Source organism: Mucilaginibacter gossypii (assembly GCF_900100945.1).
Classification (GTDB): domain Bacteria; phylum Bacteroidota; class Bacteroidia; order Sphingobacteriales; family Sphingobacteriaceae; genus Mucilaginibacter; species Mucilaginibacter gossypii.
Window position 1 is genome coordinate 551,829 of record NZ_FNCG01000001.1, and the last position, 14,172, is coordinate 566,000.

General features: G+C 45.6%; 7 protein-coding genes. 1 reads left to right on the plus strand and 6 read right to left on the minus strand.

Going from position 1 to position 14,172, the window contains the following annotated elements; all coding sequences use genetic code 11:
- Positions 1-12: 12 nt before the first annotated feature.
- Both BLS28_RS02435 and lysS read right to left on the minus strand, forming a co-directional pair.
- Positions 13-231 carry a hypothetical protein gene (locus BLS28_RS02435; protein ID WP_090527160.1) on the minus strand — a complete coding sequence of 73 codons (219 nt, stop codon included), beginning with the start codon at positions 229-231 and terminating at the stop codon, positions 13-15.
- A 234-nt stretch (positions 232-465) separates the two neighbouring features.
- Positions 466-2,187, minus strand: coding sequence for a lysine--tRNA ligase (gene lysS / locus BLS28_RS02440; RefSeq protein WP_091162706.1), 1,722 nt, complete (start codon positions 2,185-2,187; stop codon positions 466-468).
- 213 nt (positions 2,188-2,400) lie between these two features.
- On the opposite strand from lysS, the gene BLS28_RS02445 reads away from it, so the two are divergent.
- On the plus strand, positions 2,401-3,294 hold the full coding sequence (locus BLS28_RS02445) for an SMP-30/gluconolactonase/LRE family protein (RefSeq protein WP_091162707.1): 894 nt from the start codon (positions 2,401-2,403) through the stop codon (positions 3,292-3,294).
- Between the two features lie 860 nt (positions 3,295-4,154).
- On the opposite strand, the gene BLS28_RS02455 is transcribed toward BLS28_RS02445, so the two are convergent.
- The 4 genes from BLS28_RS02455 to BLS28_RS02470 form a co-directional block, all read right to left on the minus strand.
- Entirely contained in the window at positions 4,155-5,597 is a 1,443-nt protein-coding gene (locus BLS28_RS02455; RefSeq protein ID WP_091162709.1) for a DNA/RNA non-specific endonuclease, read from the minus strand.
- 436 nt (positions 5,598-6,033) lie between these two features.
- On the minus strand, positions 6,034-8,892 hold the full coding sequence (locus BLS28_RS02460) for a M16 family metallopeptidase (RefSeq protein WP_091162710.1): 2,859 nt from the start codon (positions 8,890-8,892) through the stop codon (positions 6,034-6,036).
- A gap of 640 nt (positions 8,893-9,532) precedes the next feature.
- On the minus strand, positions 9,533-10,978 hold the full coding sequence (locus tag BLS28_RS31295; RefSeq protein WP_091162711.1) for a TolC family protein: 1,446 nt from the start codon (positions 10,976-10,978) through the stop codon (positions 9,533-9,535).
- A gap of 12 nt (positions 10,979-10,990) precedes the next feature.
- Complete coding sequence (locus tag BLS28_RS02470) at positions 10,991-14,155, minus strand: efflux RND transporter permease subunit (RefSeq protein WP_091162712.1); 3,165 nt, start codon at positions 14,153-14,155, stop codon at positions 10,991-10,993.
- Between the last annotated feature and the right edge of the window lie 17 nt (positions 14,156-14,172).

A 14,172-nucleotide genomic window follows, 5' to 3' on the forward strand; every position in this document is an offset into this window, starting at 1 on the left:
ACCGCGTCCCTTTTATTTTTCTTCAATGGCGCTGAAATAATCAGGCGTAGCTGAATGGTTTTGATAAGGCTGAACGTAGCTGTCTGTGTATGATGAATATTCAGATTCTTCAGACGGGTTGGCCACTTCAACAAGCTTCAATAAACTCCTGATGAACGACAGGTTAAAATTGCTCCTGTTAAGTTTGATCAGGTATTCGTTTTCGGTGATCTCTAATATTGAGTTGGTCATGATATTTGTAATATATGTTTATTACAATAATAGCTAACTCTTTTTAAATGAAAGTATTATTTTTTTTAAGCTTTTGTTAAGAAATTATAACCGCTGAATGGAGGGATTACGCTGATTGCGTTGATTTTCTTGATTGAAAGATTTTACGATTGATTATAAACTAAAATGGCCTGCACGAAGCAGGCCATTATTAAATATCAGGGTAATCCGAAAATCCTACAAATCAAGGTTTAATTATTCAAACCAAGCCATTACCTCTTCTTTGGTTGGCATGGTAATATCGAGTTTTAGTTTTTTACGCATCCCGCCAAGATCATTAAATACCTTGTTGGGGTTAGCTGCTTTTAATTCTTCAACGGTATTAAAGCCCATTTTATTCAATACCGGTACCCATTCAGCTCGTACGCCAATATTTATAAAATCATCGGCGGTAGCTACTTTAGCTTTTTTCTCCGGGCGCATTTGCGGGAAGAACAATACTTCCTGGATGGTGCTTTGATTGGTCATCAGCATTACCAGCCTGTCGATACCGATACCTAAACCAGATGTTGGCGGCATGCCATATTCAAGCGCACGTAAAAAATCGTCATCCATGGCCATAGCTTCGTCATCACCGCGACCGGCCAGGATCAGCTGCTCTTCCAAACGCTCACGCTGGTCGATAGGGTCATTCAGCTCCGAGTAAGCATTTGCTATCTCTTTACCATTTACGAATAACTCAAAACGCTCAACCAAACCTTCTTTAGTACGGTGCTTTTTGGCAAGAGGGGTCATTTCGATAGGGTAGTCGGTAATATAAGTAGGCTGGATCAGGTGATGCTCAACTTTAGCGCTGAAAATCTCGTCGATCAGTTTGCCTTTGCCCATGCTTGGGTTTACTTCTATTTTTAGTTCTTCGCAAACATCGCGTAAGCCTGCTTCGTCCATTGCAGATACGTCAATACCGGTGTATTTCAGGATCGAGTCATACATCGATAATTTTTCGTACGGACCTGCAAAGTTAATTTCATTGCTGCCAACCTGTACAACCGGGATTCCGTGAACTGCTTTGGCAACAGTTTCCAGGCATTCCTCAACCATGGCCATCATCCATATATAGTCTTTATAGGCTACATAAATTTCCATGGCGGTAAACTCCGGGTTGTGGGTGCGGTCCATGCCCTCATTACGGAACATTTTGCCAAACTCATAAACACCGTCAAAACCGGCAACGATAAGTCTTTTTAAGTAAAGCTCGTTGGCAATACGTAAAAACAAGGGCATATCCAGCGTGTTATGGTGCGTTGCAAACGGACGGGCCGCTGCACCACCATGCACAGGCTGCAGGATTGGGGTTTCCACTTCCATCCATCCCTGGGTATTAAAGTAATCGCGCATAGCGCTGATCACTTTCGAGCGATTGATAAAGATCTGTTTGTAATCCGGGTTAACGGTTAAATCCACGTAACGCTGGCGGTAACGCAGTTCAGGGTCGGTAAAACCATCATGGATAGTTCCGTCCTCTTCGCGCTTAACAACTGGCAGCGGTTTCAGAGATTTTGAAAGCACAACGAGCTCACGTACGTGAACCGAGATCTCGCCCGTTTGAGTGAGGAACACATAGCCTTTTACGCCAACGTAGTCACCAATGTCCAGCAGTTTTTTGAATACAGTATTATATAAGGTCTTATCCTCGCCAGGGCAAATATCATCGCGTTTCAGGTAGATCTGCACACGACCGGTTGAATCCTGCAGTTCGGCAAAAGAAGCGCTGCCCATAATACGACGGGTCATGATGCGGCCGGCAATTACAACATCCTGGTAGGCCTCGGGTTTATCCTTAAAATTATCGGCTATATCCTGTGCCCAGGCGTTAACATTAAAAGCTTCGGCAGGGTAAGGGTTAATTCCCAGTGCACGTAGCTCCTGTAAAGATTTGCGGCGAATGATCTCCTGTTCGGATAATGCAATACTCATGTGATGTACGGTATTTTAATAAAGGTGCAAAAGTAAGGTTTTTTAAGTTATCACGCTATCACACCGATCAAAAATGTGTTTGGTAAGCGTAGTCAGGTGGGTTTATCTTCAATCCTACAAAACTACCACTTGTATCAAATATTTTACTCCTTTAAAATAATCGGTCTCAAAAACATATTACTTTAGCAAAACCATTATAACATTCCGTAAACCATGAAAAAAGTCTCTACTTTCATTTTATTGATATCGGCGCTCTCTGTTAAAGTGTTTGCACAAACCGATGCCAATTTGTACGACCCCAATACAAAACCCCAACTGGTTGCCAAACAATTCTCCTTTACCGAGGGGCCGGCTGTCGATAAAAAAGGCAATGTGTTTTTTACAGATCAGCCCAACAACAAGATCTGGAAATATGATACCAATGGCAAGCTTTCTGTTTTCCTGGATAGTGCTGGCCGCTCAAACGGGATGTATTTTGATAAAAAAGGGAATCTCATTAGTTGTGCCGATGCCGATGATCAGCTTTGGTCTATCAGCCCTAAAGGAAAGGTTACTATTTTGCTGAAAGATTACCAGGGGCATAAGTTTAACGGCCCTAATGATGTTTGGGTGCGCCCGGACGAGGGCATCTATATAACCGATCCCTACTATCAGCGTGATTACTGGACCCGTAAACAACCCGACCTCGACGGACAAAAATTATACTTCCTGGCCAAAGGCAAGGCACCGGCTGTTATGGTTGATGATAAGTTTGTGCGTCCTAACGGCATCATCGGAACTCCGGATGGTAAGACTTTGTATGTAGCCGATATCGGCGATAACAAAACCTATCGTTACGATATCAATAAAGATGGTACATTAACCAACCGCACCCTGTTTATCGCTATGGGCTGCGATGGTATGACAATAGATGAGCATGGCAATATTTATATGTGCGGCAAAGGAGTTACCATAGTTAACCCTAAAGGCGAAAAGATTGGCCACATAGATATCGATGAACCGTGGACTGCCAACATCTGTTTTGGCGGAAAAAACAAAGATGTATTATTTATAACCGCATCAAAGGCAGTTTATACCTTTAAAATGAATGTAAAAGGAGTGGATTGATCCGGTCACTATACTATCAGTATACCCATGACAAAATAAAGTAAGGGTCATCCTGAGTGATTTAAATCCGCTGGAGTCTGAAGGCAATGACATCTCTTCCACGTCATTGCTGAGTTACGAAGCAATCCCTTTATCGGCAGACAAGGTGCTTAGTGGTATTGAACTTGCATTGTCGCGCTCTTAGCCGCGCGGGGCCAGGTACTTTTGTCTTGATACAAAAGTACCCAAAAAATCAAGTCAGCAGGGAGGCTTCTTTGCGCTCACCCACTCCACAGCCCGTCGCGCGGGCCTTTGCCCTGCAAAACGGGCAGAACCACGGGCTGCAATTATTTTGCCCCGCTACGCTCGCGCTTTCCCAATGCTTCTGCAAAAACTTGCTATGCCCCTTCCTGCACTCAAGACCACCATTGTTCTGCCCGCTTTCACCCGAAGCTTACCTGCTGACGGGAGCATCCTTAATTTAATTATGTCATGGGTAGCTTGTCGAAGCATGGTGGGCGGGACTCTGCGCGCGAGTCTTCGACAAGTTCAGACTGACAGGCCTCTTTTGTCATTTCACCTTTGGAGTTCACAGGATTTAAATATTTAGCAAGACAAACACCAGGTGTTCAATTTTTAAAAGTGTGAACACTTGTTGTTTTTGTCTAAATTTTAACCGCTGATAATCAATGTTTTATAAATATAAAGAAACGCCCAATAAGAGAATTTGAACATCTTGGTGCTGATAGTCAATGTGTTATGATATTGAGCTTCTGAAAGTTGAACACCCCTTTTTTCAAAAATTGAACACCCGCGAAAAAGCCAATAAAAAAGCCGGAAATATTATATACCCCCGGCTTCCTTTTTCAATTACCAATTTCTTATGTTCCCGAGGCTCCGGTATCTACCTTAACTTCAAGCGCTGTTCTAACCGCAGTTGGCAGGCTTGAGAGCAGGGTATAACCTGTTGCTCTTTCAATATCCTTGATAGTTGTTATGTACTTGGTCCAGTCGGAGTTGATGGTGTTAACATTAGGGGTGTTTATCGCGATAACCCTGGTTGAAGCGGTAACCCTCGCAACGTCGCCGTCACCTTTGGGGATGATCAGGGCGACTTTCCAAACGTTGCTGGGTACATTTACGTGGCCATTATTGATGGTACTGGCAGTCCCGTTTGAGCCTGTTCCCCCTGTACCATAGCTGCCCATAATTATGTAAACCTCGTTACCGGCCGCCACTTGTTCGCGTAGGTAATTTTCAAGATTGGCCCAGGTTTGCTGGTTATTTTGAGGCGCCTGCGGTATCATATTGGTCATCAGGAAGGTTGATGAGTTAGCGTTGGTTGAACTGGTACGATCGGCCGAGGGACAGTTATGCCCCCTGTCGAACCCGCTGCCCGAATAGCTGTTGCTTTCTACCTGGTACCAACCAGCAGGAATCCCGCTCCAACCTGCAAAATTATCCAAACGACCAGTCGCATTGGTGGTATTGGTCGCGTCAAGGTGCCAGCTTACCCAGTTTGGTTCGCCTTTGGTGGCGTTGTATGATTCTACGTAATACTTCTGGTCTATCAGGTAGTTATCCTTAGATGCCAGTGTTGAAAGGGCATTTGAGGGGTTGCCAAAAAGCAGGTTGCTATTATCGCCGCTTGCAGGCGGGGCGTCGGCGCCGGCAGTAACGTCCCTTGGTGTTGCTGAGTTTGATGTGCCGGTAGTATCGCCGCCGCCTGTATCGGGTATGCCAACGGTGATGCCCGGATCGCCGGTACCCTTAAAGGTAATATCGTCAATATTGATGCGGGTTGTGCCAGCTTTTTTGATCTCAAACCTAACTTTACCCGTAACGCTCACTTTAAATGAGTCGGTTACCAGTGTGGTATTGGTTTCAGTAATATCGGTACCTACCTGCGTGTAATTCGCCCCGCCGTCTGTCGACATTAGCAACTGCCAGGTCGATGTGGCATCGCTGCCATATTTACCGTGTTTAATGTATAAAGTAGTAAGGCCTTTGATATCAAAATTCATCGCGATATCCCCGGTACGCAGCCTTACAGATTTACTGCCATCTTTAAGGTCGGCAGCGAGATTGCCTATCAGGGCATCGCTAAAATTCCAGCTTCCGGTGCTTAGGGTTACATCGGCTGCTGCGTAGGCGGTTTTACTGCCCTGTTCAAAACCTTCGGTAATGGAATAAGGAACCGGGGCAGGAGGGCTTGCTGTAGTATCGCCGGTTTTGGGCGGGATAGGCGAGTTTTTAAGGTCTTTGGAACATCCGGCAAGGGTTAAAGCTAAACCCAGGCCAATAAGTAGGTTGTTAATTTTCATAATGTTGTTTTTTATGATAGATAGATAATGCATAGCAAATGCGTTTACGCTGCGTAAATTTTTAAACCGGAAAGATTTAGGGGAACTAAAAGAAACAGGAGTAGGCATTCACATGCTCCTCTTGAGATATTATTGTGGCTTTACAAGGCCGGTGCAGTGCTTGCACACTAATAGTTAAAACTTAAATATTACCGTCACCGCATTTGGCAGTTGCCATAAGCACTATATCAACTTTTCAAAATTGAACTTTGTGTATTCAATTTAGGTTAAATCAATGTTAGTAAATAGGTTTTGAATAGTAACTTTTCAGTTGCAAAGCAGCGGTACAAACAACACCAGCCGGGTTGGTGCTTGATTGTAAAGGATTGATTTTTAAAATAAAAACCCTTATACCGGTTAAGGTATAAGGGTTTTATCCGCCAGTTGTTAGGTTAATTTATTGTTTTGGCTTGCCATCGGCATCAAGTTCAACAATCGGGTAGCCCAGTTTTTGCAGGCCCGGATAGATCCTTGCCTTATCGCCAACAACCAAAATGATCATGTTGTCGGGATTGAGGTATTTGGAAGCAAGCCCATTGATCTCGGCGGGAGTAATGGTCGATAGTATCTTGCTTTGCTCGTCAACAAAAGTAGGTTTAAGGCTGTACTCCTGGATGCGCGATAAAAACGCCGCTTTTTGCGCGTTGGTTTCATAACGACGGGCATCACTCTGGCCGATAGAAGTTTGGGTGAACTTCAATTCTTCGGGTGTAATCCCGGTTTTTTGGTAGTTGGTGATCTCCTTCATAAACTCAACCACCGAGCTATCGGTAGCCGTAGCCAATACGCCGGCCGAAGCGGTGAAGTCGCCGCCATATTTACCCGAACTGAAAGATGAACGGGCTCCATATGTCCAGCCTTTTTTCTCACGCAGGTTAAGATTGATGTGACTGTTGAAAGCGCCTCCTAAAATGTAGTTAGCTATGTTCAGCTTATAATAATCGTCTGTTGCATCATAGTTTAGTTTATCCAGATACCCAATACGGATCTCAGATTGTGCCGCGCCTGGGATATCAACCAGGTATAAAGTGGTTTTATCAAATGTTTTACCCTCAGCAGGAGCCGGGATGGTCACCTTTTTATCCTTCCAGGTATTGAGGAAAGCGAGCGCGCTTTTTGCAGATGCCTCGCTAACATCGCCTACCACAACAATTTTGGTTAACGATGGCGAAAAGTTTTTATCGTAATAGTCCTGAACATCCTGCAATGTTATACCTGCAACAGTTTCTTCATTACCGCCCGCGGCGTAAGTGCGTACGTTATCGGTACCATAAAGGATTTTGCTGTAAACTGTGCTGGCTACGCCTGCAGGTTGGGTTTTAGCTTGTTTAAAGCCTTCCAAAGTTTGCTTCTTGATCCTGTCGAGCGCGTCCTGGGTAAATTTCGGGTGATATAACCTTTCTTCGAGCAGGGACATTGTCTTGCCCAGGTTTTTGGTAAGCGACGATACCTCAGCATCAATCTGATCTAAACTGGCATAAAAAGTGATACTGCTGCCCAGTTTATCCAGTTCGGAGTTGAAATCTTCGGCAGTGTATTTCTGGGTTTCTTCATTCATCATACGGCCGACAATACCTGCCAAACCCGCTTTTGATGGGTTGTTGATGGCAAACAAACCACCGCCTTTAATAGAGATCGACATAGATACCGATGGGATCTCGTTATTTTGAGTACCGATGATATTGATGCCATTTGGTGTATTGGCCGACCATATAGCCGGAACTTTAATGGCCGGGTTAGGGCCAACGCCCGGTTTTGCGGCACGATCAAAACTATCTTTAGGCTTGTGATAGGTTAAACCATTATAGCCATAATCCGGTGCTTTGTAACCTGTGGTATCAACAGTAAAATTATCGGGTGCTACAGGTTGCAGGTTACCGCCTTTAGGCAATACGCTTAATATTACCGCCGGTTTACCTTTAATGTACTGGTTATAAACGCGCATTACATCCTCTTTGGTTACCGCCCGGATAGCAGCCAGTTCGCGGCCGATCTGGTTAGGGTTACCGGTAAAAGTTTGCGCCTGTGCCAGTTCAGATACTTTACCGCTTACGCTCGATAAGCTGTTGATGTAATCGGCTTCGGCGGTGGCTTTAAAGCGGGCCAGGTCATCGTCACTTACACCTTTTTTCTCAAACTCGGCTAATGATTCGTCTACCAGTTTTTTGGCATCAGCCAAAGTTTGACCAGGGAAAGGTATAACCCGCATGCTGATCTCACCGGCCAGTTCAGTATTGGATGAACTCATGGTGGCCTGTGCCGCCTTACGGGTTTTTACAAAGTTTTTGTAAAAGATAGAGTTACGGCCCTGCCCGATGATGGCCGATAAAGCATCAAGCGGCGACATGTCTTTATCATAGATCTTTACGCCGGGATAACTTACAGATAACAAGGGGAACTTGGCGTAATTATCCGTGTAGGATACATACCTGTCGGCCTTTAACACAGGTGCAGGTAAATACATATTCTTTACCACAGGACCTCTTGGGATGCTGCCGAAATATTTGCTCACCCAGGCAAGGGTTTGTTTTGGGTTAAGATCGCCGCCAATGGTTAGCGTGGCATTATTAGGGCCGTACCATCTCAGGAAAAAGTTTTTAAGATCGTTTACGCCTACTTTATTCAGCTCCTCAATATAGCCAATGGTAAGCCATGAATAGGGGTGGCCGTATGGATAAAGTGTTTTTGATGCATACTGGCTAACTAAACCGTATGGGCGGTTATCGTAGTTTTGCCCGCGTTCGTTTTTTACGGTTGCACGCTGCACCTCAAATTTTTGCTGGGTAACAGCGTCGAGCAGGAAGCCCATCCTGTCCGATTCCAGCCAAAGCATTTTTTCCAGCTGATTGGCGGGTACGGTTTCATAATAGTTGGTACGGTCGCGGTTAGTTGAACCGTTTAGGGTACCGCCTGCTTCGGTAATGATCTTAAAATGATCGCCATTGGCTACATGATCTGATCCCTGGAACATCATGTGCTCAAAAAAGTGAGCGAAGCCCGATTTACCGATCTCCTCACGCGCCGAACCTACGTGATAGGTGATATCCACATGAACCAGCGGATCGGAGTGGTCTTCGGCCAAAATAACCGTAAGGCCATTAGGTAATACATATTTTTCATAGGGGATCACCAGCTCGGTTCCCTTACGGGTAACCTTTTCAATAAGCTTTGGTTGCGCGGCGGTTTGGGCAACCGCGTTAAACGCCAGTACAGCAATTGATGGAGTGATCAATGCATGCTTTAAAAGTTTGATCATTTGTGTTAATTGTTTAAGTATTAGTCAGTCAACCGGTGCTTCGTTTGGTAAACACCGGAACCACTATATTAAGCAATATATACTACTGGTTAATATTATTGCGATGTAATTTGATTTGTGTAACGGATTTGTGACGGGTGTGGCGTGTATTTTTCAATTCCCTCCCTGAAAGTTTAAGCTCACCCGCAAAATAATGGTCAAATAGCTGTTGCCAATTTAGTAATCAGGTTAGTTGAACCCCTCTGGGGTTCGGATAAGGGTAGGATGCTATTCTACAAACCTTTTCCCCCTCTGGGGGACTTTTACTATTTAACAGACCGGTATTACTTTAGACGCGCTTAAAAACAGGTGCACCAGAGGTGCAAAAGGTTTGTAGCTGAAAAATAGAAATATCCTTTGCCCCAGAGGGGCAAAACAAACGCCTTGCTGATTATACGCAACAATTTTGTGGGCAGAGAGGCGGCGCGCAGGAAAAGAGCGACGGCAAGGGTGTTTCTGCTGCGTGTTTAGCAAAAATGCTGAAACACGCCCTACAACCTCTCAAGAGGGGAATCGCACATTTCCACGCTTTTGATGACCCATAGAAACAAAAAAAGGTACCTAAATAAGTACCCTTTTTCTATTAACATTAACTATCTATTTATCTCCAGCCGCCGCCCACAGCCTGGTATAAATTAACCGAGCTTAAGAAAATATCCCGCTTAATACCGGCCAGTTCAAGCTCGGCATCAAGTACGCTGCGTTGCGCGGTGATAATTTCAAGGTAATTGGCCCGGCCAACAAGGTATAAATCGTTAGCTACGGACAAGGCATTGTTTAGCGATTGCAGCTCCTGTTGTTTAAATTCAAAAGCGCGGTTAAAATTCTCTATCCCGCTCAAATTATTTTTCACTTCCTGGAAACCTGAAAGGATACTTTTTTGATAGTTGTAAACCGCTATTTTCTGTTCAGCTATAGTCCGCTCATATTCGGCTTTGATAGCCTTGCGGTTGAAAATAGGAGCGGTGATACCCCCTAAAATACCATAGGTAAATGAAGCCGGATCAAACAAGAGGTTTGCCCTGAAGCTATTATAGCCAACATAAGGAGTTAAAGTTAAAGTGGGGAAAAAGTTTGCCCTTGCCGCTTTGATATCCGCGTTCATGGCGGTAAGCTCCAGCTCCGCGCTTCGGATATCCGGGCGGTTCAGTAACATTTGCGATGGAACTCCTGTACCAACAACCAATGGTAGTTTCGTTTTCATGATAGAAGTGTCCCGTGTTACCGTTCCGGTATAACTTCCTGTTAAAAAACGAAGCTGGTTTTCAGTCTCGGTAATCTGCTGCCGGGTAGTGTATTCCAAACCTTTGGTTCGGGCCAGCTGAGCCTCAAACTGCTGTACAGCCAATTCCGTAGCGCGGCCGCCCAGTTTTTGGATTTTAACGATTTCCAGGGCATGCTCCTGTAGCTTAATATTCTTTTTGATGATGCCTAATTCGGTATCGTAAGCCAGTAACTGGTAATAAAGCCCGGCAATTTGGGCTGTAAGTGCGGTTGTTACCAGGTGGTATCCGCTTTGACTGGCCAGGAAACGGGCAAAGGCGGCCTTTTTCTGGTTATTCAGCTTGCCCCAAAGGTCAACCTCCCATGAGCTTTGAAAGCCCAGGAAATAGTTAGGTACAGGATTGGGGATATGCTGATCGCTATTGATGTTGTTTGAAAAATTGGTATCGTAATTACCTACGCCGTTTTGGGTATAATCACCATATTTTTCAACCCCTGCGTTGGCGGCGAGGTTTATGGTAGGTAAAAGCTTTGAGGCGTTGAACCGTAGATTGGCCCGCGCGGCTTCAACCCTTTGCAGGGCGCTTAACAAATCGGGGTTTGCTTTAAGGGCTGTGTCAATGAGGTTAACGAGCCTCTGATCGGCAAAAAACTGGCCTATTGGTAAGGCCGCAATGGTTGCCGTATCAGTACTGTTATTGAATGACGACGGCAGATTAGCGGCCACTTCCTGCCCCGTGACCGGTTTGTAGCTTTTACAGCCGGCCATGATTACCATCAAAAGTGCCGTATAGAGTATATGGAAAATTGCTTTTTTTAGCATTGCAGATCTTGATTAATTATTAACGATATCGAGCTCATGGTGAGCTACTTCTGTGGCTGGTTTTTGCTTTTTATTGCGTTCGGCCAAACCCGCGAAGATGACATATAAACCCGGAATAAGGATCAATCCGAAAATAGTTCCCATCAGCATACCTCCGGCAGCAGCGGTACCTATCGACCGGTTACCCATTGCACCGGCGCCACTTGCTACGCAAAGCGGTATCAAACCGGCAATGAATGCCAGCGAGGTCATGAGGATTGGCCGTAAACGGGATACTGCACCTTCAATAGCGGCTTTTAGCACGCTCAATCCTTCTTTTTGCCGCTGGATAGCAAACTCAACTATCAGGATGGCGTTTTTACCTAACAAGCCGATAAGCATTACCAGTGCCACCTGGGCATAAATGTTGTTTTCGAGTCCCGTGATTTTCAGAAAGAAAAACGCGCCGAAAATACCGGTAGGCAATGAAAGGATAACCGGAAGCGGCAGCAAAAAGCTTTCATACTGGGCAGCCAGCAACAGGTAAACAAAGATCAAACAGATCACAAAAATGTAAATAGCCTGGTTACCGGATAGGATCTGCTCACGCGTCATACCCGACCATTCAAAGGCATAGCCTTTCGGCAGTTTTTCGGCAGCAATACGTTCAATGGCTTTAATGGCATCGCCGCTGCTGAAGCCTTTGTCTGCATCGCCGGTAACCATGGCCGATGTATACATATTATAGCGGGTGAGCTGTTCGGGGCCGAAAACCTTCTCCATTTTAATGAATGTGGAGAACGGCACCATTTCGCCTTTATCGTTCTTAACCTGCAGGTTTAAAACATCCTCGGGGCGCGACCTGTATTCGGGCGAGGCCTGTACCATCACTTTATACATCTGCCCGAAACGGATAAAATTGGAAGCATAGAAACTCCCCATCAATGTTTGCAGGGTCGACATGGCTTTATCAATCGTAATGCCCTTTTGAGCCGCTGTTTGCTGATCGACAGAGATCATATACTGCGGGAAGTTGGGGTCAAAGCTGGTGAATGCTCCGGCAATCTCCGGTGAGGCGTTAAGCGCATTTACAAAGTTTTTGGTTACATCGGCAGCTTTCTGCAAATCGCCCTGGCCGCTTTTATCAAGTACCCTTATCTCGAAACCGCTGGCGTTACCAAAGCCCGGCACGGTAGGCGGGGGGAAGAACTGGATAGAAGCATCGCCGATATTCTTGGTTTTTGCGGTTAGTTCGGCAATAATATCATCCAATGATTCACTGCGCTCATCCCATGGTTTAAGGTTGATCATGGCCATACCGTAGGAGGCACCGGCAATCTCATTCACCAAACTGTAACCTGAAAGGGTTGAAACCGATTCGATAGATTTCATCGATTTGGTTTTGGCTTCGATCTCTTTCAGCACCTGTTCGGTACGCTCAACTGTAGCACCTGCCGGGGTGGTTACGTTCACGTAAAGCATACCCTGGTCTTCAGTTGGGATAAAGCCCGTTGGCAAAATAGCGCTGGTTCCCCAGGTGAGGATAAAGAAACCCGCCAGCAATATCAAAGTAATACCCTTGCGCGGCGACAGATAGGTCATGAAGGTTGAATACCTGTTCTGTAATCCATCATACCGTTTATTGAAACCGCCAAAAAAGCGCTGCATCAAACTTTTCTTTTTTGAAGCAGGGCTATGTTTCAGCATGATAGCACAAAGGGCGGGGGTAAGCGTCAAAGCATTGACGCCCGATATCACAATGGAAATAGCCAGCGTAAGCGAAAACTGCCGGTAAAATACCCCAACAGGCCCCGACATAAAGGCAACCGGCACAAACACCGCCGACATGACCAGCGTAATAGCCACAATAGCACCGCTGATCTCGCGCATGGCGCTTACGGTGGCATCCATGGCGTTCATGTGGTTTTCGGTCATTTTTACGTGTACGGCTTCCACTACTACAATTGCGTTATCCACCACAATACCGATGGCTAACACCAATGCGAAGAGCGTGAGCAGGTTGATGGAGAACCCCAGCATCTGCATAAAAAACAGCGAACCGATGAGGGCTACCGGGACCGCCAAAGCCGGGATCAGTGTCGACCGGAAATCCTGCAGGAAAATGAATACTACAATGAAAACCAGGATGAAAGCCTCAACCAGCGTACGTAATACTTCATGTATTGATGCATCCAAAAAGCGCGATACATCATAGTTTACGTTGAAGGTCATCCCGGCCGGAAATGAGCTTTCCTTAAGCTCGGCCATGCGGGTTTTAATGTTATTGATCACCTCGCGGGCATTAGAACCGGGGCGTTGTTTTATCATGATTGATGCCGAAGGCTTGCCGTCAGTATTGGAAACCATACTGTAGGTTAGGGAACCGAATTCAACATCAGCAATTTCTTTCAATCTTAATACCGAACCGTCTTCCTCGGCGCGGATCACAATATTTTCATATTGTTTAGGCTCAAAAAATTTGCCCGGGTAGCGCAATACATATTGCAGCATTTGCGGGGTTTTATCCGAGCTTTGGCCGGTTTTGCCCGGCGCGGCCTCTACGTTCTGGGCACGGATGGCATCTATCACCTCATCGGTTGATACCTTGTAGGCCATCATTCTGTCGGGTTTAAGCCATACGCGCATAGAGTATTCTTTAGCGCCCATGATCTCGGCACGGCCTACACCATCAATTCGTTTAAGTTCCTGTAAAACGTTGATATCGGTGAAGTTATAAATAAATTTTTCGTCCATGCTGGTGTCCTGGCTCATGATGTTCAGGTACATCAGCATACTGTTTACTTCTTTTTCTGTAGTAACACCGGCTTTGATCACTTCTTCCGGCATTTCGTCAATAATGGTGGCTACGCGGTTTTGAACGTTCACCGCGGCCTGGTCGGGGTCAACCCCAACGTTAAAGTAGATCTGGATCACCGTTAAGCCATCGTTACTGCAAACGGTCGACATGTAGGTCATCCCCGGCACACCGTTAATGGCACGCTCCAACGGAGTTGCTACGGCTTTGGCACATACCTCGGCATTGGCACCGGTGTAGTTGGCCGTTACTGTTACCGATGGCGGTACAATATCAGGAAACTGGGTAACAGGCAGCGTTATCAACGCCAGCACACCCAGCATGGTAATTATCAATGAGATAACAAGCGACAGCACTGGTCGCTTTATAAAAGTTTCGAACATAGTTTGTTAGGGTAAGT

What these genes read in the sequence shown, in the direction of transcription:
- BLS28_RS02435 (WP_090527160.1), bottom strand. Translation starts at nt 231, where the DNA reads ATGACCAACTCAATATTAGAGATCACCGAAAACGAATACCTGATCAAA.
- BLS28_RS02445 (WP_091162707.1), top strand. Translation starts at nt 2,401, where the DNA reads ATGAAAAAAGTCTCTACTTTCATTTTATTGATATCGGCGCTCTCTGTT.
- BLS28_RS02460 (WP_091162710.1), bottom strand. Translation starts at nt 8,892, where the DNA reads ATGATCAAACTTTTAAAGCATGCATTGATCACTCCATCAATTGCTGTA.
- BLS28_RS02470 (WP_091162712.1), bottom strand. Translation starts at nt 14,155, where the DNA reads ATGTTCGAAACTTTTATAAAGCGACCAGTGCTGTCGCTTGTTATCTCA.
- BLS28_RS31295 (WP_091162711.1), bottom strand. Translation starts at nt 10,978, where the DNA reads ATGCTAAAAAAAGCAATTTTCCATATACTCTATACGGCACTTTTGATG.
- lysS (WP_091162706.1), bottom strand. Translation starts at nt 2,187, where the DNA reads ATGAGTATTGCATTATCCGAACAGGAGATCATTCGCCGCAAATCTTTA.
- BLS28_RS02455 (WP_091162709.1), bottom strand. Translation starts at nt 5,597, where the DNA reads ATGAAAATTAACAACCTACTTATTGGCCTGGGTTTAGCTTTAACCCTT.